Source organism: Streptomyces candidus (genome assembly GCF_014207445.1).
In the GTDB taxonomy this organism is placed as follows: Bacteria; Actinomycetota; Actinomycetes; order Streptomycetales; family Streptomycetaceae; genus Streptomyces; species Streptomyces candidus.
This window is the reverse complement of the sequence record NZ_JACHEM010000001.1, coordinates 498729-520690: the sequence shown is the minus strand read 5'-3', so window position 1 is coordinate 520690 and position 21962 is coordinate 498729. Positions and strand designations below refer to the sequence as shown.

Below are 21962 nucleotides of genomic sequence, written 5' to 3'. Positions count from 1 at the left end.
CGGGCCGCAACGGCGGTCAGAAGGGTGACTGCCACGTCACGGTCGTCGTCCGGGTCCCGTCGCCGTCGGTGGCCGTCTCGTCGCCCCCGCTGTCCCGTTCCCCGTCGCCCGTCACCGTCATCCGTACACCCTGCCGTCCGTCCGGCAGCGTCGCCGTCGCGTCGATCCGTACCTCCACCGACGTGACGGAGGGCCGGCGGTGCGCGGCCGCCAGGGCTCCGCGCAGGGCGGCGACGAGCTGTTTGTCCACCGGCGGCACGACCAGCGAGTCCACCGCGCCCTCGAAGTGGACGGAGGGCGCGAAGCCGAGCAGCGCCGCGGCGCCCGCCGTCTCCCTAAGCACCTTTCCCCGCACGGTGGTGGGTGCGTCGGCGGGCGGCTGCTGGAGCGCGAAGATGGCGGTGCGGACCTCCTGGATGGTGGAGTCGAGTTCGTCGACGGCCCGTCCCAGCAGTTCGTCCATGTCGGCCGCCACGGTCCGCCGGCGCGTCGACTCCAGCATCATCTCCGTCGCGAAGAGGCGCTGCACGACGAGGTCGTGCAGGTCGCGGGCGATGCGGTCGCGGTCCTCGAAGACGGCGAGGCGTTCGCGCGCGTCCCGGCTGTCCGCCATGACCATCGCGAGGGCGGCCTGCGAGGCGAACTGGGAGGCGAGGAGGCGTTCCACTCCGGTGTACGGGGCGGCGCCGGGCCGCCGGGGGAGGGCCAGCGTGCCGATGAGCTTGCCGCCGCTCTGCAACGGCAGCAGCATGCTCGGACCGAAACGGGAGCGCACGGGGGTCGTCATCCGCGGGTCGGACGCGGAGTCCTGCACGAACACCGGTTCCCCGCCCAGGAGTTGTTCGAGCACCGCGCTGCCGGGCGCGATCTGCGTCCCGAGGAAGTCGGCCGCGTCGTCGCCCGGTCCGGTGGCCGCGGCGACGATCTCCATACCGCCGCGCGCGGTCGGCTGGAGGACGATCCCGGCCGCCGCCCCGGCCAGGAACCTCGCTTTGTCGGCGACCGTCATCAGGGCGTCGGAGCCCGTCGTGCCGTCCAGCAGCGCGGTGGTGACGGCGGCGGCGCCCTCGATCCAGCGCTCCCGCTGGACGGCGGACTCGTACAGGCGGGCGTTGCCGATCGCGATGCCCGCCTGCGCGGCGAGCACCCGGAGCAGAGCGAGGTCGTCGGTGGTGAAGGGCGAGCGGTCCTGTTTGTCCGTCACGTACAGATTGCCGAAGACGGCCGCGTCCACCCGTACCGGCACCCCGACGAAGGACCTCATCGGCGGGTGGCCGGGCGGGAAGCCCGTGGAGCGCACATCGGCGGCGATGTCCGCGACCAGCAGCGGGCGCGGCTCCCGGACCAGCGCGCCGAGCAGCCCGGTGTGCCCGTCCGGCAGCCTGCCGATGCGCTCCCGGGCCTCGTCGTCCAGCCCGGCGGTGCAGAGCTCGACGATCCGGGTGCGGTCGGTGTCGAGCACGCCGAGCGCCCCGTACCGTGCCCCCGTCACCTCGGTCGCCGAGTCCACGATGTGCTGGAGAGTGCCGCGCAGTTCCAGGTCCGTGCCGACGCCCAGGACCGCGTCGAGCAGCCGGGTCAGTCCGGGAGCGGTGCGTCCCTCGTCGTGCATCTCGCTCCTTCGGTGCGGGGGCGGCACCGCGGTGCCCGTACGGAGCGCGGCGCGCCTGGGTGCCGTGTCGGGCAGGGCGGCACGGCGCAGCCCGGTGCGAGCGGGCCGCCGGCCGCCCTCAGTTCGTGATCGGATCCAGGTTCAGCGGCTTGATCCGGCCCTCCAGCATGGCGCCGAGCCCCAGCACCGCGCACACGTCGGGCCGCTCGGCGATCTGCACCGGCATCCCCGTCGCGTCGCGCAGCATCTGGTCCAGTCCCGGCAGCAGCGCACTGCCGCCGACCATCATGATCCCGCAGTCCCCGAGGTCGGCGACCAGGTCGGGCGGGCAGGAGCGCAGGATCTTGCCGATGCCGTCGACGACGGCGGTCAGCGGGGTGTGGATGGCGTGCCGTACCGCCGCGGTGTCCACGAGCACCGAGCGGGCCAGGCCGGTCGCCACGTCCCGGCCGTGGATCTCGGTGGAGGCGGGACCGCCCGCCGCGATGCCGCCGTCGCTGAGGGCGAGCTGGAGGGGGCGTACGGACTGCGAGGGCAGCATCAGCTCGTGCGCCTGCCGCAGATGTGTGATGACGGCGTGGTCGATGGCGTTGCCGCCGACCGGAATGCGCTCCGCCGTCACGATCGCCCCGAGGGAGAGCACCGCGATCTGGGTGGTGGCCGCCCCGCACACCATGATCATGGTGGCGGAGGGCTGCTCGACGGGCAGCCCGCAGCCGACCGCCGCGGCGATCAGTGTGTCCACCAGTTCGACCCGCCGCGCCCCGATGCCCACCAGCGTCTCGACGGCGGCGCGCTGGGCGAGCGGGTCCGCGTCGTGCGGGGTGCAGGCCGCGGCCCGCAGCCGGGGCTTGCGGCGCAGCTGGCGGCGGAGCTTGTCGCCGAGCAGCTGGCGGAGCATGCGCTGCGCCATCTCGATGTCGACGACGGTGCCGCCGGAGACGGGCCGGACGACGCGGATGTAGTCGGGGGTGCGGCCGGTCATCTGCTCGGCGAACGCGCCGACAGCGATGAGCGCCCCCGTCCGGGTGTTGACGGCGGCACAGCTCGGCTCGTCCACCACGAGGCCGAGTCCCTTCACGAACACCCGCGTTCTCGCGGCCCCCAGGTCGACGGCGACATGGCAACGCTGCAACTGCTCAAGGCTGACGGTCATAGTCGCATCGTGCGTGGCGCGCACCGCGGGCGCGCGCTGGGATGAGCCGCACGGGGTACCGAAGCTGACGCAGCGCCAGAACGTCAGCCCGCGCCGCCTGGAGGGGAGCCGGCGCCGTCCTCGTCGGCCACCCCCTGCAGCAGTCCCCAGGTGAACTCCGCCACGCGCCGCTGCCCGTCCGGCAGCGTCACCCGGAGCCGCGAGCGGGTGGGTGCGGACCCCTCCAGCATCCGTACCGGCCCGTGCGCGGCGAAGGCCCGCGCCACCTCGTCCACGGTCGCCGACCAGGGCCGCAGGTCGTCCGCCGTCGCCAGTACGGGCCCGGCCGCGCCGGGCGCCCGCACCAGCCACTCGTTCCACACCCGTCCGTCCGGGCCGCACATCGCCTCGAACCGCAGGTCCGGCCAGAGCGGCACCCGCCACAGCAGGGCCTCGCACTCCAGGTCGCCGATCCGGCGCGGGACGACCGACTCGGGCGGACCGAGGACCGACCGGTAGCGCCGCACGGCGTCCCGGGCGCGCGGCGAGCGCACCATGGCCTGCCAGCGGCGATTGGCCTCGCGCATTTCGGTCAGGCTCACTCCGAGGGAGATCCGTGCGTCCTCGACCAGCTCCGGCCGGTGATCGGCCATCCGCCGCAGCAGGACGAGCTGGAAATCCGCAGGTCCGAAAGGTTTGTCCGGCAACACACACCCCACTTACTTGACAATCTCAAACATTGAGGAGCAAGGTTCATTCAGATCGTAAAGTTGTTTTACCCCCGACGCCGTGGAGGCCGCACCTCATGAGCACCACACTCCCCACCACCGGCCGCGCCTGGAACCTCGTACGCCGCCCCAACGGCTGGCCGGTGCCCGAGGACTTCGACCTCGTCGAGTTCCCGGTGTCGGAGCCGGCGGCGGGCCGCATCCTGGTCCGCAACCTGCACCTGTCCGTCGACCCCTACATGCGCGGCCGCATGAACGACGTGAAGTCGTACGTCCCGCCCTTCGCGCTGAACGAGCCGATGACCGGCGGTGCGGTCGGCGAGGTCATCGCCACCAACGACGACCGCTTCGCCGTCGGCGACCACGTCCTGCACGACCTCGGCTGGCGCGACTACGCCGACGTGCGGGCCGACTACGCCACCAAGGTCGACGCGTCCCTCGCCCCGCTCTCCACCTACCTCGGTGTCCTCGGCATGCCGGGCCTCACCGCCTACGCCGGTCTCTTCGAGGTGGCCTCCTTCAAGGAGGGCGACACCGTCTTCGTGTCCGGTGCGGCCGGCGCGGTCGGCAGCCAGGTCGGTCAGATGGCCAAGCTGCGCGGTGCCAAGCGGGTCGTCGGCTCGGCCGGCTCCGCCGACAAGATCAAGCTCCTCACCGAGTCGTACGGCTTCGACGCGGCCTTCAACTACAAGGACGAGGCGCCGGTCGTCAAGCAGCTGCGCGAGGTCGCCCCCGAGGGCATCGACGTCTACTTCGACAACGTCGGCGGTGAGCACCTGGAAGCGGCGATCTCCACCCTCAACGTGCACGGCCGTGCCACCCTGTGCGGCGCGATCTCCGGCTACAACGAGACCGAGCCGGTCCCGGGCCCGCGCAACATGATGTCGATCATCGGCAAGCGGCTGCGCCTGACCGGCATCCTGGTCGGCGACCACGCCCACCTCAAGACGCAGTTCGTCGAGGAGGTCTCCGCCTGGATCCGCTCCGGCGAGCTCAAGTACGACGAGACCGTCGTCGAGGGCCTGGAGAACAACGTCGACGCCTTCCTCGGCATGCTGCGCGGCCACAACACCGGCAAGATGATCGTCTCCGTCGGCAAGTAGACCCCCTGCTTCCGGGTACGGGCCCTCCATCGGGCCCGTACCCGGCCGAGTAAGCTCACCCCAGACCGTCACGGCGCGTGGGCGCGAGCCGTGGCGAACCAAGCAGGAGGTTCTACTCGTATGACCATCCAGAAGATCGACGTCAAGTACACCGCCGTCGCCACCGCCGAGAACGGCCGGGACGGCCGCGTCGCCTCCGACGACGGCAAGCTCGACGTAGTCGTCAACCCTCCGAAGGAGATGGGCGGCAGCGGTGCCGGCACCAACCCGGAGCAGCTCTTCGCCGCTGGTTACAGCGCCTGCTTCCAGGGCGCCCTCGGCGTCGTCGCCCGCCAGGAGAAGGCCGACATCTCCGGCTCCACGGTGACCGCGAAGGTCGGCATCGGCTCCGCCGAGTCCGGCGGCTTCGGCCTGGAGGTCGAGATCACCGCGTCCATCCCCAACGTGGACAAGGACACGGCGAAGGCCCTGGTGGAGAAGGCGCACCAGGTGTGCCCGTACTCCAGCGCCACCCGCGGCAACATCAAGGTCGAGCTGAACGTCGCCTGACGTCCCAGCGCTACGTGGCAGGGGCCGCCCCCGGATTCGCTCCGGGGGCGGCCCCTCTCGGTTCGTCCCCGCGGGCACCCGTCCTGTCCGTACGGGACGGCCGCCGGCGTCCGGGAGCTACGCCGAAGCCGCCCGCACCAGCGCGCGCACCAGCCGGACGTTCTCCGGCGCCGCCCCGCCCGGGTAGGCGAACCGGCGGCGGTTGTACCCGTACGCGATCCGGTTGCGGGGGTCGGCGAACGCGACGGAGCCCGCGGCCCCGCTGTGCCCGATCGCACCGTGCCCGAGCACCGGGTACTTCTCCGCCGACATCGCCTGGAAGCCCAGCCCGAACACCGAACGCGCCCCGCCGACCAGATCGATGCCGTCCGAGTGGACCTGCCCGAACTCGGCGAGCACGTCCGCGTCCAGCAGCGGAGAAGTCCCGTCGGGACCGCCGCCGAGGATGGCCTGGTACATCCCGGCGAGACCGCGCGCCGACCCGACACCGCCGAACGACGACGGCCCGGCGAGGCGCACCGCGGCCGAGTTGGCCGTCGCCACGAGATCGGTGGGCACCTTCGCGTTCAGGTTGAACGCGATGCCGCCGAGGCTGTGCGCCCCGGTCGGACTGGCGTCCATCTCCGCCTGCTGGGCGGGCGTCGGCGTCATCGGCAGCGTGTCCAGGACGCGGGGCAGGACGTCCTCCGGTGCCCCCATCCAGAAGTCCAGCCCGTACGGCGCCCGCACCCGCTCCTCGTACCATTCCTGGATCGTCCTGCCCGTGACCCGCCGCACGACCTCGCCGGTCAGCGCGCCGATGACATAGGCGTGGTACCCGACGGCGGTCCCGGCCCGCCAGTACGGCCGCTGGCCGGCCAGCCGCGCCGCGATCGCCCGGTCGTCGGCCAGCTCCTCCGGACTGAACCCGCTGTCCGCGCCGACCACCCCGGAGCGGTGCGCGAGCAGCTCGCGCAACGTCAGCCGGTCCTTGCCGTGGACCCCGAACTCAGGCCAGTACTGCGCCACTTCCCGGTCGAGGTCCAGCACTCCGTCCTGCACCAGCAGTGCCACGACCAGATGCGCCGCACCCTTCGTGGAGGAGTAGACGGGCGTCAGCGAGTCCGCCTCGATGTGCGGCCCGCCCCACAGGTCCACCACCCGCTCGCCGCGCACGTACGCGACGAGCTGGGCGGCGTGGTCCGGCCCCTCGTCCGGGTGGGCGAGGACGGCCGCGAACTCCTCGCGCACCTCCTCGTAACCGGCGGCGACGGTGCCCTTGACTTCGGTCCTGGTGCTCACGATCCGGATCAGCTCCCCTGTGTACGAACCGTCCGGTGCGCGAACGGTACTGACCATGTACGGAGCACAAGTCACCGTCGCCGCCGCCTATTCCGCGTCCCCCGCGGTGCTACCCGGCCGTGACGAACAGCGCCCTGGCCACCTGCGCGAACTCGCCCTTCGGGTGCGCCCGGAACAGCGGCTGCGTGCCGATCAGCACGACCTGCGCGCCCCGCGCCGACGTACCGCTGACGATCGCCGCCTTCCCGGCCGCGTCCTGCGGACCGCCGCCACCGTCCTTGCCGGCCCGCCAGTGCCCGGACACGAGCGGGTTTCCGCCGCTCCTTCCGTACGCCTGGTCGGCCCTGACGCCCTTGCCCAGTTCGCTGAACCACATCGGCGAGAACACGAAGGTGTGCGCCGGGGCACCCGAGGCCACCGCACTGGACGGCGAACTGTCCACCCGCACCACCCCGTTGGCGTCCTCGTTGCCCGGTACGGCCTTCGCGGCGAGGAGTCCGGCGTCGGAGTTGAGCCTCGCCCCGCTCGCGCCGAGCCCGACGAGACCGTGCCCGTTGAGGAACGCGTCCAGGGCGGCCTTCGCGGCCGCGTTCAGCTTCCCGTACGAGAGGTCCGCCGACACGTACAGCGTGTCGACGCTCCGCCAGTCGAATCCCGCGTTGAGCACGGCGGTCGACACGGGGACGACCTCGAAGCCCATCTCCCGCAGCGCGAACAGCTCGCCGGACGACACCGCGGCCGCGACCCGCGTCCGCTTGACGTCCGCGACCCCGACGGCCCGCGTCGCGGGGAACGCGACCCCCAGCCGGTCCGCCAGCCGCACGGCCTTCGCGCGCGCCGACCCCGGCACGACGGCCGTTCCGTCGGCGGCCCGCCGCACCTGCACGCTGTCCTTCAGCAGGGAGTTGAGCGCCTCGACCTCCTTGGGGTCGTCGAGCCGCAGCCGCAGGTCGCCCCGGGGTGCGACGTATCCGGTCGGCGACGCGGCGTGCACCGTACGCCCGCGCACCTCCACGCGCCCGGCCGTCACCTTGTCGACGCTCGCACCCCAGAGCAGGCCGAGACTCCACCCGGAGATGTCGTACATCACGGAGACGTCGCCGCTGATGTCGCGCCCCTCCGCCAGGACGACGTTCGCCATCCCGCGCTTGGGCTGCGACATGTCGACGACGTACGACCCGGCCGGGTACCACGTGCCGCCCGCCCGGAAGGCGTGCAGCGCCCGCTCGACCTTCACGTCGTTGGCCACCAGATGGTCGACCAGCCGCGCCGCGGCCACGGCGGACCGCTGGCCCCTGCCCGCCGGGATGACGTAGGCACGCGGGAACTCGGTCGTGTACACGTCCTCGGGCCCGACGCCCGGAACGCCCGGCACGGTCTCCTCGGACACCGGCACCTGCTTCGCTCCCGCGGCTCCCCGCCGGAACGTCTCGATCTGATCGGCGATCAACGCGCCGCGGCGGTCGGCCGTGTACGTGAGCGCCGCCTTGATGGTGGCGCCCGCGATGTCCGTGTTGATCGCGGACCGCCGCCGCAGTTCCGCCACCGGCAGGCTCTCGTAGGCCGCGTTGTTGACCTGCAATGGAACCTCGATGGTGTGCGCGGCGACCGTGCCCTGGAACGGCATGTACTGCGGGGTGAAGATGGGCGGCCAGTCGTCCCAGCCCTCCTGCTGGTCCCGGAAGGGGATCACGACGGGATCGACACCGTCCTCGGCGGGCGTGTACCCGAGCGCGTTGACGGCCGCCTCCATCCCCAGCGCGTTCGCGTACGAGTTCTTGAGGAAGAGGTCGTACTCGTAGTTCTCGCCGTGCGGGGGAGTGGTGGGCTCGATCAGCGTCCCGTTGACGTATCCGTGCAGGTCGAGCATGACGGCGGGCTGCCTGTCGATCGCGATCTGCCGTATCGCGCGCGTCTCCGGCTGGGTCGCCGTGATGAAGTCCCGGTTGATGTCGAAGCCGTTGGAGTTCGCCCGCGTCCCGGCTACGCGCCCGTCCGGATTCGCCGTCACGTTGAAGTGGATCCGGCTCAGGGCCAGCAGCTTCTGGGTCCTGGCGTCGTTCGCCCTCGCCAGCTCCTCGATCAGCTTCAGGGACGCGTCCGTCCCCTCCCACTCGTTGCCGTGGATGTTGCTGTTGATGAAGACGGGCGTCTTGTACGCGTCCCGGATGCGCCGGTCCTTCGCGGCCGAGGCGGGTTCGTTCTCGATCCGCTCCCGCATGCGCTCCTGCTCCCGCGCCGCGTGCGCGCTCTCCGGCGCGGTCACGGTCACCAGGTACAGGTCGTGCCCCCCGGCCGACTTCCCCGCCAGCTCGACGCTGATCCGGTCGCTCTGCTTCTGCAGCCGGTTCAGCTTCGGGGCTATCGCGTGGTACGGCGTCAGGCCCAGCTTGATGGACTTGTCCGCGGAGTCGGGCGCGGGCTCCTTCAGCCTGGTGTGCCGGGGGAAGCCGTCCGTCCGGCTCCCGTGCCGTACTCCGGCGTCCCCGAGCGCACGCGCCGCCGGCCCCTCGCCGCTCCTGGCCGCCGGAGCCCTCAACTCCGCCGAGGCGCCGGCGCGTTCATGGGGAGCGGGCCGGTCGCGCCCGGCGGGTTCGGGGGCGGCCTGGGCGGAGGCCGCGGGAAGGAGCAGCGCGGCCCCCGCGAGGGCGGCGGTGGCGACGAGAACGGGTCTCGGTATGTGTGCCGGCATGGAAGTGCGTACCTCCGGGTGCGGACGTGGCAGATCGGTACGCAGGGGTCTACCGCCCCATGAGCCGCTTCACAAGAGGTACGGGAGAGGGCGTGGGGCAGGGAGGTCCGGTGAATGTCCCCGCTTGCACGTACAAGCGGGACATTCCCCTGAGCCACCCCCCCCCCCGCACCGGCCCCAGCCATCGCCCGCCCCGGGCCTGAGGCCCGGCCGCGCGGGAAGTGAGGCCGGAGCCGCCCTCTAGGGTGTGCCCATGAGTGATCTCGGGGTGGGGTTCAAGTACTTGGCCAAGGGCCAGCGGTGGATGACGCAGCACGGGCGCAGTTACGGCCTCGGACTGCTTCCCGGGCTGGTCACTCTGGTCCTGTACCTGGCCGCCCTGGCCGGTCTCGTCGCCTGGTCGGACGACTTCGTCGCATGGGCGACGCCGTTCGCGGACCAGTGGGGGGAGACGTGGCTGCGGCTGTTCCGCGAGCTGCTGCGCGCCCTGCTGTTCGCGCTGGCGCTGTTCCTCGCCGTCGTCACCTTCACCGCGGTGACGCTGCTGGTCGGACAGCCCTTCTACGACGCCTTGTCGGAGCGCGTCGACAGGTCCCGCTCGCCGGACGGGACCGCCCCCGAGTCCGGGCTCCCGCTGATGCGTGAGCTGTGGATCTCCGCGCGGGACAGCGTCCGGGTGCTGCTGCGCGTCCTGCTGTACGGGATCATCCTCTTCGCCTGCGGGTTCATCCCGGTCGTCGGGCAGACGGCCGTACCGGTCCTCGGTTTCTGTGTGTCGGGGTTCTTCCTCGCGGAGGAGCTGACGGCCGTGGCCCTCCAGCGACGGGGCATCGAATTCAAGGAGCGCCTCGCCCTGCTGAAGGGCCGCCGCGCGATGGTCCTCGGCTTCGGCGTCCCGCTCACCCTCGCGTACCTGGTGCCGTTCGTGGCCGTCTTCCTGATGCCGGGCGCGGTAGCGGGGGCCACCCTGATGGCCCGCGACCTCCTCGGCGAGCCGTCCGTGGACGACGTGAACGCCGTGGACGGCAAGGACCGGCCCCTGTCGGCATGATCCGATGACCGACCGGACGCCCGGCCGCACGCACGACCCGATCCCTGCCCGCACGCACGACCCGGTGGCTGATCGGAGGTACGACCTGATGCCCGACCGGACGCGGAAAGCCCTTGAACGCGGGGGGTGACCCGGGCGAAGATCGTCGCCATGACCGAAGTGCTGGCCGTCGCCGTGATCACCCTCCTCGCCGTCATCAGTCCCGGCGCGGACTTCGCCATGGTGGTGCGCAACAGCTACCTGTACGGGCGCACCACGGGACTGCTGGGCGCGGCGGGCGTCGCGGCCGGCGTCCTCGTCCACGTCACGTACACGATGCTCGGGGTCGGGCTGCTGATCGCGTCCTCCACCACTCTCTTCACCGCGATCAAGCTGCTCGGCGCGGCGTACCTCGTCTACATCGGCCTGCGGACCTTCTTCGCGAAAAGCGACCTGGACGTCGATCTCGACGGCGGGAAGCGGGAGCTGACACCACTGGGTGCCATGCGGGCCGGATTCCTCACCAACGTGCTCAACCCGAAGACGACCCTGTTCGTCGTGTCGACCTTCACGCAGGTCGTCGGCCCGGAGACGGCACTCTGGCAGCAGGCGGGCTACGGGCTGTTCATGTCGGTCGCGCACTTCGGCTGGTTCGGGCTGGTGGCGCTCTTCTTCTCCGACGGGCGCCTGCGCGCGGCGATGCTGCGCCGGCAGAAGGCGCTGAACCGGGGGATCGGTTCGGTGCTGGTAGGGCTGGGCGTGACGCTGGGACTGGCGCGGTGAGGGGGCTCACGCGGCGCCAGTGGCTCGGCGTCAGAGCTTGATGACGCGGACGCGTGGCCCGCACAGCGTGCTGATGTCCTCGGGGTCGGAGGTCAGGATGGCCGTACGGCCCGGCAGCTGGAGGGCGGTCGCCGAAAGGATGGCATCCAGTGCGTACTTGTGCCCGTGCAGACCCGCGACGGCGAGCAGTTTGGAGGCGGACCGGGCCAGCGCCTCGTCCACCGGCACCACGTGCAGTCGCGAGATCGCGTAGTCGAACCTGGCCTGCGGGACCTTCGGATTGCGCGCTTCGACGAGGGTGGCCGTCGACGTGACGACCTGGGCGTCCTCCGCCTCGGCGGCCAGCAGCCACGCGGTGAGGTCGGGGTCGCGGTTGATCAGCCGGGAAAGACCCTCGCAGTCGAGTACGAGGGCCGTGGCCGCCGTCACGCCGCGGCCTTCTTCGAGCGAGTTCCCGCGTTCGCGCCGTCCCGCGCTTCGCTGTCCCGCATCTCCCCGTCCAGCGCTTCACCGCGCAGGGCAGCACGCCTGGCCTCGACCGCGGCCCGGTCCACGGGGCCGTGCTGGAGCTCCGCCGCGTCGATCAGTTCCCGCAGGTTGCCGCGCTGGACCTCGCGCTCTATGAGAGCGGTGACGAAAGCCGAGAAGTTTCCGGGTCCCACCTTCGCCCGGACCGATTCGGCCAGGTCCTCGGGAATGCTGATCGAGTACTTGCGTGTGACGCTGCTCATAACAGAAACGGTAGCAGCGCCAGTGGCATGGAGGATCGATTCTCCCCGGCCCCCGCGCATCAGCCCCGCGGACCGTCTCCCGCCCCCCGCAGCAACCCCAGGAAGTCCCGGAACGCGCCGGGCATGTCCACCGACTCCGGGTCCAGCAGCCACTGGTACTGCAGCCCGTCCATCACCGCCACCAGCAGCGGAGCCGCCTGTTCCGGGGTGAGGCCGCCCGGCAGCCGGTTCCCGAACTCGGCGCGCAGGGCAGCGCCCATGCCGCCGCGTACGGTCGCGTACCGCTCGGTGAAGAAGTCCTTCGCCGGGTGCCCGTCCGACACGCTCTCCCCGAGCAGGGCGGAAAAGGTCTGCACGATGCCGGGGCGCATCGCGTTGTACTCGACGAGCGGCTCCAGCAGGTCCAGGCGCCAGGCCTCCCGGCTCAGGCCCGCCCCGCCGGTGTCCCACTGGTCGCGCTCCTCCAGTACGGCGATCAGGAGTGCCTCCTTGGTGGGGAAGTGGTGCAGCAGACCCTGCTGGGTGAGGCCCACCCGCTCGGCGACCGACGCGAGCGACGCACCCCGGTAGCCGCGCTCGGCGATCACCTCCAGGGCGGCGCGCAGGATCTCCGCCCGCCGTTCCTCGCTCCTGGCTCTGGCCATCCTCGATACTCCTCCCTGTGATCTCGCTGGTCAGGACGGTACGCCATCGATGAATGTCACGAATAAATAACGAAGCCTACCGGTCCACAGGTATTCGGAGTAACCATGGGGGCACCAGCAGCCCCACCGAGGAGGTACGGCCGTGGCAGGCGAGCCCACCACCCAGCAGCACACCGCGCACGACGGCGAGCAGATCCGGGAGGACGTCGTCGCCGCCGCACTCGGCACACTCGACCTCGACGCCAAGGCCCGCCTCCTGGCGGGCAAGGACATGTGGGCGCTGCCCGCGCTCCCCGGGATCGGCCTGAAGTCGCTCGTGTTCTCCGACGGCCCGATCGGCGTGCGCGGCACCCGCTGGACCGCCGACGACCCCTCGATCGCCCTTCCCTCGCCGACCGCGCTCGCCGCCACCTGGGACCCGGAACTGGCCCGCCGGGCCGGCCGTCTCCTCGCGCAGGAGGCCCGCCGCAAGGCCGTGCACGTCCTCCTCGCCCCGACGGTGAACCTGCACCGCACGCCGCTCGGCGGCCGGCACTTCGAGGCGTACTCCGAGGACCCGTACCTCACCGGAGTGATCGGGGCCGGTTATGTCGGCGGTGTCCAGGAGGGCGGGGTGGGCACCACGGTCAAGCACTTCGTCGCCAACGACGCCGAGACCGACCGCTTCACCGTCAACAACACCATCGGCGCGCGCCCCCTGCGCGAGCTCTACCTCGCCCCCTTCGAGGCGATCGTGGAGAACGCCCACCCCTGGGGCATCATGTGCGCCTACAACTCCGTCAACGGCACCACCATGTCCGAGCACCGCTACCTCCAGAACGAGGTGCTGCGCGGCGAATGGGGCTTCGACGGCGCGATCGTCTCCGACTGGATGGCCGCCCGCTCCACCAGGGGCGCCGTCGAAGGCGGCCTGGACATCGCCATGCCGGGACCGCAGACCGTGTACGGCGAGGCGCTCGCCGGAGCGGTGCGGTCCGGCGAGGTCGAGGAGGCGCTCGTCGACGAGGCCGTACGCAACGTGCTCCGCCTCGCGGCCCGTGTCGGCGCGCTCGACGGAGCCCCCGCCGTGGTACCGGAGGCGCACCTGCCCGCCGCGATCGACGGCCAGGACCTCGCCCGCGAGATCGCCCGCCGCGCCTTCGTGCTCGTACGCAACGAGGGCGGCGCACTGCCCATCGACGTCTCCCGCACCCGCAAGGTCGCCCTCCTCGGAGCGGCCGCCCGCGACGCCCGCGTTCTCGGCGGCGGCTCCGCGACCGTCTTCCCCGAGCACGTCGTCACCCCCCTCGACGGCCTGGCCGCGGCACTCCCCGCCGACATGCTCACCTATTCCGTCGGCGCCGACCCGAGCGACGAACTCGGCGTCGCCGACAAGGGCTTCGAGCTGCGCGCGGTCTGCCGCGACGCGGACGGGAACGTCATCGGTGAGGGCTCGCTGCCCAACGGCCAGGTCCAGTGGATCGGTGACGACCTCCCCGCCGGCGTCACCCACGAGACCCTGCACAGCGTCGAAGTCATCGGCACCTGCACCCCGCGCGACAGCGGCGAGCACGCCTTCGGCACCCGCGGCCTCGGCGAGTTCGCCCTCACCGTCGGCGGCGAGACCCTCTTCGACGGCTTCCACGGGCCCACCGAGGGCGCCGACCCCTTCGAGTCCTTCTTCGGCGCACCCACCGAGCGCGGCCGGGTGCACCTCACCGCGGGGGAGAGCGTGTCCGTCTCGCTGCGGCACGTCGTCGCGAAGGACACCGGCGCGCCCATGCCGGCCGTCATGTTCTCCCTCACCCACCTCGCCCCGCGGCTCGACGAGGACGAACTGATCGCGCGGGCCGTCGAGGCGGCACGCGACGCCGACACCGCGGTCGTCGTGGTCGCCACCACCGACCGCGTCGAGTCCGAGGGCTTCGACCGCAAGGACCTCGCCCTGCCGGGCCGCCAGGACGACCTCGTCCGGGCGGTCGCCGCGGTCAACCCGCGCACGGTCGTCGTCGTCAACTCCGGTTCGCCGGTGGAGATGCCGTGGCGCGAGGAGGTCGCGGCGGTCCTCCTGTCCTGGTTCCCCGGCCAGGAGGGCGGCGCGGCACTCGCCGAGGTGCTCCTCGGCGCGCAGGAGCCGGGCGGTCGCCTCCCCACCACCTGGCCGGCCGCCCTCGCGGACGTCCCCGTCACCCAGGTCACGCCGGTCGACGGCGAACTCCCCTACCAAGAGGGTGTGTTCATCGGTTACCGGGCGTGGGACAGGAGCGGGGCCGTCCCCGCCTACCCCTTCGGCCACGGCCTCGGCTACACCACGTGGGAGTACGGGCCGGCCGTCCTCGACGGTACGACAGTGACCGTCCGCGTCCGCAACACCGGTACCCGTGCGGGCCGCGAGGTCGTCCAGGCCTACGTCGCGCCGACGGCCGACACGGTCGAGCGCCCGGCGCGGTGGCTGGCCGCGTTCGCGAGCGTCGCGGCCGAGCCGGGCGAGGAGGTGGAGGTGACGCTGGTCCTGCCGCGCCGGACCTTTGAGGTCTGGGACGAGGGGGCGGGGGCGTGGGAGTTCGTGGAGGGGCCGTACGAGGTGCGGGTCGGTCGTTCGCTGACGGATGTCCGGAGCGTGGTGAGGTGGGAGGGACCCCGGTAGCCCGGTAGCCCCCTTGGGCGGTGGGGCGTACGTGTGGGGTGGCGGGGCGTGGGGTGGGGGGGCACCGTCCGGTGGGGGGCCGCCCCCTTGCCCGCCCGTTCCGCCCCCGGGGGGCGGCCCCGCCGCCCAAGGGGGCAGGCGGGGGGCTAGTCGGTGGTGATGCGCCGGTGGGCCAGGTCGGCCAGCCTTGCCTGGCCGTCCTTGCTCGGGTGGAACCAGTCCCACTCGCTCAGCTGCGTACCGGTGAAGGGGTAGTTGAAGACCGCGCCCCCGTCGTACCGGCACTTCGCGTCCTTGGCGCACACCTCCCGCAGCACCCCGTTGTACGCGACCACCCGCTCCCGCACCGCGTCCCTCCGGGTCGCCGCCCGCTCGTCCGTCGCGTCGGCGTCTCCCAGCATGGAGGGGCAGACGCCGAGTGCCCAGACCTGCTTGGCGGCCGGGAAGCCACGGCCCTGCGACCACAGCCGCTTCAGGTCCGGCACGCTCGCCACGTACACCTGCGTCGTCGGCAGGTCGGCCCGCAGGGTGCGCAGGGCCTTCTCGAAGGAGGCGCGGAAGTCGGCGACCGGCGTCATCCCGGAGACGGTGCTGCGGCACGCGTCGTTCGCGCCGGTCATGACGGTGACCAGCTCCGGCCGGTGCCCGGCGGCGCGGGCCATCTGCCGGGGCAGGTCCGCCACGCGGGAGCCGGTGACCGCGAGGTTCCAGCTGCGCTCGGCGGCGCCCTCCGCGCCCAGCAGCCGGCGCGCGAGGCTGTTCACGGCCGGGTCCGTGCCGGTCGCCCACGACGACTCCGGGCAGTCCGCGAGGACCGCACACGCGTCGAACGCCCGTGTTATCGAATCGCCGACGGCAACGAGCGAGGACGGGCTGCGGTCCCACGTGGGGGTGGGTTTCGGCGTGGCCGGTGGCGTACCGCCCGCCCTCGCACCGGACGGGGTCCCTGCGGACGGGCCGTCGGCCCCGCCGCCGTCACCCCCGCACCCGCCCACCAGCAGTGCGCCGACGGCGGTCGCCGCCAGGACGGCGGCCACGGCCTTCGTACGGCGGTGCGGGCGCCGGCCGCCCCCGCTGCTGTCCCGCATGCTGTGCTTCCCTCCGCGCGGTGGTTCCGGTGCGCCGCTTCCACCCCCGGAAGCGGGCGGGGGCGGAAAGCCCGGAAACCCCGGTATTTCCCCGCTCCCGGACCGACAGTACGTCACACCCCCGCACGCCCCGCACGGTAGCTTTTCCCCACGGCGTCGGCGCGGCGGGGCACGGCACCCCGGACCGCCCCGTCCGGCCCGTACCAGTAAATTACCTGACGTCACATACTGTCCCTTTTCAGGAGTTTCACTCCCGATGCTGTTTACTGTTGACAACCTCGGGAGCCGGCCAGGAGCGTCACTTCGACCGAATGGCCGGGGGAACGACGAGGCCGCAGGTGTTGGTGAACCTCGACCCACACAGCAGGAGGTCCCGGTGACGACACGTGGAGTTCTCTACGTCCACTCCGCACCGCGTGCGATGTGCCCCCACGTCGAATGGGCGGTGGGATCCGTGCTCGGCGTGCGCGTCGGCCTCGACTGGGTCAGACAGCCGGCCGCGCCGGGCACCTGGAGATCCGAGTTCTCCTGGCAGGGCGGAACCGGTACGGCGTCCAAACTCGCCTCCGCCCTGCGCGGCTGGGACATGCTGCGCTTCGAGGTGACCGCCGAGCCGTGCCCCGGCGCGGAGGGCGAGCGCTACAGCTCCACCCCGGCGCTCGGCATCTTCCACGCCGTCACCGGCATGCACGGCGACATCCTCGTCCCCGAGGACCGGCTGCGTGCCGCCCTGACCCGCTCCCGGCGCGGCGAGAGCGTCCTGGAGGAAGAGGTCTCCCGGCTGCTCGGCAAGCCGTGGGACGACGAGCTCGAACCCTTCCGGTACGCGGGTGAGGGTGCCCCCGTGCGCTGGCTCCACCAGGTCGTCTGAAGCTTTCGCACGGGGTACTCCGCCGCGCAACCCCGCGCGCCTCGCCGGGCCGGGCCCGTGACCGTACGCACAAGGCCCGCCCCCACAGGGGGCGGGCCTTGTCAGCCGGTACGGAGCGGCTGTCCGTGCGTACGGACGCGGATCACACCGTCCGGAACGCCAGCACCACGTTGTGGCCGCCGAACCCGAACGAGTTGTTGATCGCCGCGATCGTGCCCTCGCCGGGCAGCGCGCGCGGCTTGTCGCGGACGATGTCCGCGTCCGCCGCCTCCGGGTCGAGGTCCTCGACGTTGATGGTCGGCGGGGCCGTGCGGTGGTGCAGGGCGAGGACGGTGGCGACCGTCTCGATGCCGCCCGCGCCGCCCAGCAGGTGGCCGGTCATCGACTTGGTGGCGGAGACCGCGACGTGGTCGAGGTCGTCGCCCAGCACCTTGCGGAGCGCCTTGATCTCGGCGACGTCGCCCTGCGGAGTGGACGTGGCGTGCGCGTTGAGGTGCATGACCTGGGACGCTTCCAGGTCGGTGGAGTCCAGCAGCTGCTGGAGGGCGGCGGCGATGCCGCGGCCGGACGGCTCGGGCTGCGCGATGTGGTGGGCGTCGGACGACAGCCCCTGGCCGACGGCCTCGCAGTACACCTTCGCACCGCGCGCGGCGGCGTGCTCGGCGGACTCCAGGACCACGATGCCCGCGCCCTCGCCGAGGACGAAGCCGTCGCGTGCGGTGTCGTAGGGGCGCGACGCCTTCTCGGGCTCGTCGTTGTTCTTGGACATCGCCATCATGTTGGCGAACGCGGCGATCGGCAGCGGGTGGATCGTCGCCTCCGTACCGCCGGCGACGACGACGTCGGCGCGGCCGGAGCGGATCATCTCGATCGCGTAGCCGACCGCCTCGGCGCCCGACGCGCACGCGCTGACCATGGAGTGCACGCCCGCCTGGGCGTTCATCTCCAGACCGACGTTGGCGGAGGGGCCGTTGGGCATGAGCATGGGGACGGTGTGCGGGGAGACGCGGCGGACGCCCTTCTCCTTCAGCACGTCGTACTGGTCGAGCAGGGTCGTGATGCCGCCGATGCCGGAGGCGATGACGGTGCCGAGGCGCTCGGGGGCGATGTGCTCGTCCTCACCGGCCTTCGCGGTGAAGCCCGCGTCGGCCCACGCCTCGCGGGCCGCGATCAGCGCGAACTGCGCGGAGCGGTCCAGCTTGCGGGCCAGCGGACGCGGCAGCACCTCGGACGGGTCGACCGCCGCCTGGGCCGCCATCCGTACGGGAAGCTCGGCGAAGCGCTCGCCCTCCAGGGGGCTGACGCCCGAGCGGCCTGCCAGCAGGCCTTCCCAGGTCGATGCGGCGTCGCCACCCAGCGGTGTTGTAGCGCCGATACCGGTGACGACCACGGTGCGATTGGTCGGGCTCACAGGAATTCTTTCTCCACGTGTAGAGGGGGAATTGTCTACGGCGCCACCGCCGGGTGGCGTGTGCAGCGCTAGCTACGGGCCCGATCAGGCCTGGTGCTTGAGGATGTAGTTCGCGGCGTCGCCGACCGTCTTGAGGTTCTTGACGTCCTCGTCGGGGATCTTCACGTCGAAACGCTCTTCGGCGGCGACGACGACCTCGACCATGGACAGCGAGTCGACGTCCAGGTCGTCGGTGAAGGACTTGTCCAGCTGGACGTCCTCGGTCGGGATGCCGGCGATCTCGTTGACGATCTCGGCGAGACCTTCGACGATCTGCTCCTGAGTGGCGGCCATGGTGGCGCTCCTTCGGTGTTCTGATTCAGCGGGTGTGCAGAGGGTGGGGCGGTGCCGGATTTCTCCGGACTGCCCTAGGGGAGGGTAACGACCGTCGCGGCGTACACGAGACCCGCCCCGAAGCCGATGACGAGGGCGGTGTCGCCGCTCTTCGCCTGTCCGGTCGCCAGGAGCCGCTCCATCGCGAGCGGGATCGAGGCGGCCGAGGTGTTGCCGGTGGTTTCGATGTCCCGGGCGACCGTGACGTGCTCCGGCAGCTTGAGAGTCTTCACCATCGAGTCGATGATCCGCATGTTCGCCTGGTGCGGGATGAAGACGTCCAGGTCCTGTGCGGAGATACCGGCCGCGTCCAGCGCCTGCTGGGCGACCTTCGCCATCTCGAAGACGGCCCAGCGGAACACCGCCTGGCCCTCCTGGGTGATGGCGGGGAACTTGACCTCGCCCTTGCTGTCCAGCGGCAGCTCGGAGACGTCCCCGACCCGCCACTGGTCCCAGGCGACCGTCTGCTTGATCGTCTCGGACTTGTCGCCCTCGGAACCCCACACGGTCGGGCCGATGTGCGGCTCGTCCGAGGGGCCGACGACGACCGCGCCCGCACCGTCGCCGAACAGGAAGGCCGTCGCGCGGTCCTCCAGGTCGGTGAGGTCGCTGAGCCGCTCCACGCCGATGACGAGGACGTACTCGGCGGAACCTTCGACGATCATGCCCTTGGCCAGGGTCAGGCCGTAGCCGAAACCGGCGCAGCCGGCGGAGATGTCGAAGGCGGCGGGCTTGACCGCGCCGATCCGGTGCGCGATCTCGGTCGCGACGGCCGGGGTCTGCTTGAAGTGCGAGACGGTGGAGACGATGACGCCGCCGATCTGCTCCGGAGAGATCCCGGAGTCGGCGATGGCCTTGCCGGCCGCCTCGATCGACATCATCGCCACGGACTCCTCGTCGCCCGCCCAGTGACGGGTGGCGATACCGGAGCGCGAGCGGATCCACTCGTCGGACGAGTCGATCCTTTCGAGGATCACCTCGTTGGGCACGACCCGGGTGGGACGGTAGCCGCCGACACCGAGGATGCGCGCGTACGGGGCGCCCTTGCTGGGCTTGATCTTCGACATGCTCGCTCCTTACGCGGTCGGGTGCGCGTGCTCGGCGAGGAGCGCGCGGGCCGCGTCGAGGTCGTCGGGGGTCTTCAGCGCGAGCGTCTTCACGCCCGGCAGGGCGCGCTTGGCGAGCCCGGTCAGCGTGCCGCCGGGGCAGACCTCGATCATCGCGGTGGCGCCGAGCGCACCGAAGGTCTCCATGCACAGGTCCCAGCGGACCGGGTTGGAGACCTGGCTGACCAGGCGCGAGACGATCTCGGAACCGGCGGCGACGACCTGGCCGTCGGCGTTGGAGACGTACGCGAGCCTCGGGTCGGACACCGTCAGGTCCTGGGCGGCCTTGCCGAGTTCGGCGACCGCCGGTGCCATGTGCTCGGTGTGGAACGCACCGGCCACCTTCAGGGGTACGACACGGCGCACGCCCTCGGGCTTGTCGGCCTGCAGGGCGGCGAGCTGCTCGGCCGTACCGGCGGCGACGATCTGGCCGGCGCCGTTCACGTTCGCCGGGGTCAGCCCGAGCTTCCTCAGGTGCTCGACGGTCACCTCGGGGTCGCCGCCGAGCAGGGCGGCCATGCCCGTCTCGGTGACCGCGGCGGCCTCGGCCATGCCGCGTCCGCGCATGCGGACGAACCGCAGCGCGGCCTCTTCGGTCAGGACGCCCGCGAGTGCGGCGGCGGTGATCTCGCCGACGCTGTGCCCGGCGACGGCGCCGGCGTCGGCGAAGCCGCCGAGTTCGGCCGCGGACAGCAGTCCGGCGGCCACCAGCAGCGGCTGGGCGACAGCGGTGTCACGGATTTCGTCGGCGTCGCCCGTCGTGCCGTAGCGGGCGAGGTCGAGCTCAATGGCGTCGGACCAGGCCGCGACGCGGTCGGCGGCGCCGGGCAGTTCGAGCCAGGGATTAAGGAAGCCGGGCGTCTGAGCGCCTTGGCCGGGAGCGACGAGTACGAGCACCCTCACACTCTCTCTTGTGGGCGGCGTCTTCTGCCCGTGGGGACTGGGACGAAGAACCGACAGGGGAATTGTTTGTATCCAACAAAAGTCTAGGACGGAGATTCCCCGTCGGCCAGACGCCCCAGGATGAGGGCGATACGGAGCGTAAACGCCGAGCGGACGTCCGACGGGGACCAGCCGGTGACGTCAGTCACACGTCGAAGCCGGTAGCGCACGGTATTCGGGTGCACGAAGAGCATCCGCGCCGCCCCCTCCAGACTGCTCGCCTGCTCCAGGTACACGCTCAGCGTCTCCAGGAGCGCCGACCCGGCCTCCTCCAGCGGTCTGTAGATCTCCTCCACCAACTGCTCGCGCGCAGCAGGGTCGGAAGCGATCGCCCGCTCCGGGAGCAAATCGTCCGCCAGGACGGGCCTGGGAGCGTCCTGCCACGCGGTGCACGCCTTGAGCCCGGCGGCCGCCGCCTGCGCGGACTTCGTCGCCGCGAGCAGGTCGGGTACGACGGGCCCCGCGACGACGGGCCCGGCCGCGTACGGCCCGATCAGTGACTTAGCGACGCTCAGCGGGTTGTCGCTGCCGCCCGCGATGACGACGAGTCGCGCCCCGAGCACCCCGGTCAGCACCTGGAGCTTCGCGTGCCGCGCGGCCCGCCGGATCGCCTCCACGGTCAGTTCGGAGTCTCCGTCGGGGGCAGTCCCCAGCACCACGCACACGTGCTCGGGGGAGTTCCACCCGAGGGCGGCGGCCCGCGACACGGCTCCCTCGTCGGCCTCCCCGGACAGCACGGCGTTCACCACGAGGGACTCCAGCCGGGCGTCCCAAGCGCCGCGCGCCTCGGCGGCCTGCGCGTACACCTGGGCGGTCGCGAAGGCGATCTCCCGTGCGTAGACGAGCAGCGCCTCGCGCAGGACCGACTCGTCGCCCGGGGCGGCGACCTCCTCGATCGCCGACTCCATGACCTCGATGGTCGTACGCACCATCTCCACTGTCTGGCGCAGCGTGATCGCCCGCGTCAGCTCGCGCGGCGCGGTCCCGAACACGTCGGTGGAGATCGCCTGCGGGGCCTCCGGATGCCGGAACCACTCCGTGAAGGCGGCGATACCGGCCTGCGCGACAAGCCCGATCCACGACCTGTTCTCGGGCGGCATGGCCCGGTACCAGGGCAGCGTCTCGTCCATCCGCGCGATGGCGCTCGCCGCGAGGGAGCCGGCGGACTGCTCCAGCCGCTTGAGCGTCGCGGTATGCGAATGACGCGTCCGGCCGCCGTTCGCGGACGCGTTCTCCTCCGCGGAGGTCTCGGTCACGG

At 71.9% G+C, this 21962-nt stretch carries 20 protein-coding genes; 6 read left to right on the top strand and 14 right to left on the bottom strand.

What is annotated here, in order from left to right; genetic code table 11:
• Positions 1–16: 16 nt before the first annotated feature.
• From HNQ79_RS02295 to HNQ79_RS02285, 3 genes are all read right to left on the bottom strand, one after another.
• Positions 17–1612, bottom strand: coding sequence for a GAF domain-containing protein (locus HNQ79_RS02295; RefSeq protein ID WP_185026220.1), 1596 nt, complete (start codon positions 1610–1612; stop codon positions 17–19).
• 118 nt (positions 1613–1730) lie between these two features.
• Complete coding sequence (locus HNQ79_RS02290) at positions 1731–2768, bottom strand: rod shape-determining protein (protein WP_185026217.1); 1038 nt, start codon at positions 2766–2768, stop codon at positions 1731–1733.
• A gap of 83 nt (positions 2769–2851) precedes the next feature.
• Complete coding sequence (locus HNQ79_RS02285) at positions 2852–3400, bottom strand: hypothetical protein (protein ID WP_229923179.1); 549 nt, start codon at positions 3398–3400, stop codon at positions 2852–2854.
• A gap of 152 nt (positions 3401–3552) precedes the next feature.
• Here HNQ79_RS02285 and HNQ79_RS02280 point away from each other — a divergent pair, with 152 nt between their 5' ends.
• Both HNQ79_RS02280 and HNQ79_RS02275 read left to right on the top strand, forming a co-directional pair.
• Positions 3553–4578, top strand: a complete 1026-nt coding sequence (locus HNQ79_RS02280) for an NADP-dependent oxidoreductase (protein WP_185026213.1) — start codon at positions 3553–3555, stop codon at positions 4576–4578.
• A gap of 120 nt (positions 4579–4698) precedes the next feature.
• The gene (locus HNQ79_RS02275; protein ID WP_185026211.1) at positions 4699–5127 is read left to right on the top strand and encodes an organic hydroperoxide resistance protein; all 429 of its coding nucleotides are present in this window, start codon (positions 4699–4701) and stop codon (positions 5125–5127) included.
• A 117-nt stretch (positions 5128–5244) separates the two neighbouring features.
• Here the strand turns inward: HNQ79_RS02275 and HNQ79_RS02270 are convergent, their stop codons facing one another.
• Together HNQ79_RS02270 and HNQ79_RS02265 are read right to left on the bottom strand one after the other, a co-directional pair.
• Entirely contained in the window at positions 5245–6465 is a 1221-nt protein-coding gene (locus HNQ79_RS02270) for a serine hydrolase domain-containing protein (protein ID WP_185026209.1), read from the bottom strand.
• A 52-nt stretch (positions 6466–6517) separates the two neighbouring features.
• Entirely contained in the window at positions 6518–9100 is a 2583-nt protein-coding gene (locus tag HNQ79_RS02265; RefSeq protein WP_185026207.1) for a M14 family zinc carboxypeptidase, read from the bottom strand.
• A gap of 253 nt (positions 9101–9353) precedes the next feature.
• Here HNQ79_RS02265 and HNQ79_RS02260 point away from each other — a divergent pair, with 253 nt between their 5' ends.
• On the top strand, positions 9354–10151 hold the full coding sequence (locus tag HNQ79_RS02260) for an EI24 domain-containing protein (RefSeq protein ID WP_185026206.1): 798 nt from the start codon (positions 9354–9356) through the stop codon (positions 10149–10151).
• A gap of 150 nt (positions 10152–10301) precedes the next feature.
• Entirely contained in the window at positions 10302–10913 is a 612-nt protein-coding gene (locus HNQ79_RS02255) for a LysE family transporter (RefSeq protein ID WP_185026205.1), read from the top strand.
• A 30-nt stretch (positions 10914–10943) separates the two neighbouring features.
• Here the strand turns inward: HNQ79_RS02255 and HNQ79_RS02250 are convergent, their stop codons facing one another.
• From HNQ79_RS02250 to HNQ79_RS02240, 3 genes are read right to left on the bottom strand one after another with little or no spacing between them, the layout of a single operon-like run.
• Positions 10944–11342, bottom strand: a complete 399-nt coding sequence (locus HNQ79_RS02250) for a PIN domain-containing protein (protein WP_185026204.1) — start codon at positions 11340–11342, stop codon at positions 10944–10946.
• Positions 11339–11644, bottom strand: a complete 306-nt coding sequence (locus HNQ79_RS02245; protein WP_185026201.1) for a CopG family transcriptional regulator — start codon at positions 11642–11644, stop codon at positions 11339–11341. Before HNQ79_RS02245 ends, HNQ79_RS02250 begins: the two co-directional genes overlap by 4 nt.
• A gap of 59 nt (positions 11645–11703) precedes the next feature.
• A complete protein-coding gene (locus HNQ79_RS02240; protein ID WP_185026199.1) occupies positions 11704–12288 on the bottom strand; it encodes a TetR/AcrR family transcriptional regulator in 585 nt (194 codons plus the stop codon).
• A 142-nt stretch (positions 12289–12430) separates the two neighbouring features.
• Between HNQ79_RS02240 and HNQ79_RS02235 the strand changes: the two genes are divergently transcribed.
• A complete protein-coding gene (locus tag HNQ79_RS02235) occupies positions 12431–14914 on the top strand; it encodes a beta-glucosidase family protein (RefSeq protein WP_229923143.1) in 2484 nt (827 codons plus the stop codon).
• Between the two features lie 146 nt (positions 14915–15060).
• On the opposite strand, the gene HNQ79_RS02230 is transcribed toward HNQ79_RS02235, so the two are convergent.
• Positions 15061–16002: an SGNH/GDSL hydrolase family protein gene (locus tag HNQ79_RS02230; protein WP_185026198.1), complete on the bottom strand. Its 942-nt coding sequence runs from the start codon at positions 16000–16002 to the stop codon at positions 15061–15063.
• Positions 16003–16378: 376 nt separating this feature from the next.
• Here HNQ79_RS02230 and HNQ79_RS02225 point away from each other — a divergent pair, with 376 nt between their 5' ends.
• Positions 16379–16873: a DUF3145 domain-containing protein gene (locus HNQ79_RS02225; RefSeq protein WP_185026196.1), complete on the top strand. Its 495-nt coding sequence runs from the start codon at positions 16379–16381 to the stop codon at positions 16871–16873.
• A 142-nt stretch (positions 16874–17015) separates the two neighbouring features.
• Here HNQ79_RS02225 and HNQ79_RS02220 read toward each other — a convergent pair whose 3' ends face one another.
• From HNQ79_RS02220 to fasR, 5 genes are all read right to left on the bottom strand, one after another.
• On the bottom strand, positions 17016–18284 hold the full coding sequence (locus HNQ79_RS02220) for a beta-ketoacyl-[acyl-carrier-protein] synthase family protein (RefSeq protein ID WP_185026194.1): 1269 nt from the start codon (positions 18282–18284) through the stop codon (positions 17016–17018).
• A gap of 84 nt (positions 18285–18368) precedes the next feature.
• Entirely contained in the window at positions 18369–18617 is a 249-nt protein-coding gene (locus HNQ79_RS02215) for an acyl carrier protein (protein WP_185026192.1), read from the bottom strand.
• A gap of 74 nt (positions 18618–18691) precedes the next feature.
• Entirely contained in the window at positions 18692–19723 is a 1032-nt protein-coding gene (locus HNQ79_RS02210) for a ketoacyl-ACP synthase III (RefSeq protein WP_185026190.1), read from the bottom strand.
• Positions 19724–19732: 9 nt separating this feature from the next.
• Positions 19733–20659, bottom strand: a complete 927-nt coding sequence (locus HNQ79_RS02205) for an ACP S-malonyltransferase (protein ID WP_185026188.1) — start codon at positions 20657–20659, stop codon at positions 19733–19735.
• 89 nt (positions 20660–20748) lie between these two features.
• Positions 20749–21960, bottom strand: a complete 1212-nt coding sequence (gene fasR / locus HNQ79_RS02200; protein ID WP_185026573.1) for a fatty acid biosynthesis transcriptional regulator FasR — start codon at positions 21958–21960, stop codon at positions 20749–20751.
• Positions 21961–21962 lie beyond the last annotated feature (2 nt).

What these genes read in the sequence shown, in the direction of transcription:
- HNQ79_RS02215 (WP_185026192.1), bottom strand. Translation starts at nt 18,617, where the DNA reads ATGGCCGCCACTCAGGAGCAGATCGTCGAAGGTCTCGCCGAGATCGTC.
- HNQ79_RS02280 (WP_185026213.1), top strand. Translation starts at nt 3,553, where the DNA reads ATGAGCACCACACTCCCCACCACCGGCCGCGCCTGGAACCTCGTACGC.
- HNQ79_RS02265 (WP_185026207.1), bottom strand. Translation starts at nt 9,100, where the DNA reads ATGCCGGCACACATACCGAGACCCGTTCTCGTCGCCACCGCCGCCCTC.
- HNQ79_RS02240 (WP_185026199.1), bottom strand. Translation starts at nt 12,288, where the DNA reads ATGGCCAGAGCCAGGAGCGAGGAACGGCGGGCGGAGATCCTGCGCGCC.
- HNQ79_RS02285 (WP_229923179.1), bottom strand. Translation starts at nt 3,400, where the DNA reads ATGGCCGATCACCGGCCGGAGCTGGTCGAGGACGCACGGATCTCCCTC.
- HNQ79_RS02255 (WP_185026205.1), top strand. Translation starts at nt 10,302, where the DNA reads ATGACCGAAGTGCTGGCCGTCGCCGTGATCACCCTCCTCGCCGTCATC.
- HNQ79_RS02210 (WP_185026190.1), bottom strand. Translation starts at nt 19,723, where the DNA reads ATGTCGAAGATCAAGCCCAGCAAGGGCGCCCCGTACGCGCGCATCCTC.
- HNQ79_RS02290 (WP_185026217.1), bottom strand. Translation starts at nt 2,768, where the DNA reads ATGACCGTCAGCCTTGAGCAGTTGCAGCGTTGCCATGTCGCCGTCGAC.
- HNQ79_RS02295 (WP_185026220.1), bottom strand. Translation starts at nt 1,612, where the DNA reads ATGCACGACGAGGGACGCACCGCTCCCGGACTGACCCGGCTGCTCGAC.
- HNQ79_RS02275 (WP_185026211.1), top strand. Translation starts at nt 4,699, where the DNA reads ATGACCATCCAGAAGATCGACGTCAAGTACACCGCCGTCGCCACCGCC.
- HNQ79_RS02245 (WP_185026201.1), bottom strand. Translation starts at nt 11,644, where the DNA reads ATGAGCAGCGTCACACGCAAGTACTCGATCAGCATTCCCGAGGACCTG.
- HNQ79_RS02230 (WP_185026198.1), bottom strand. Translation starts at nt 16,002, where the DNA reads ATGCGGGACAGCAGCGGGGGCGGCCGGCGCCCGCACCGCCGTACGAAG.
- HNQ79_RS02260 (WP_185026206.1), top strand. Translation starts at nt 9,354, where the DNA reads ATGAGTGATCTCGGGGTGGGGTTCAAGTACTTGGCCAAGGGCCAGCGG.
- HNQ79_RS02270 (WP_185026209.1), bottom strand. Translation starts at nt 6,465, where the DNA reads ATGGTCAGTACCGTTCGCGCACCGGACGGTTCGTACACAGGGGAGCTG.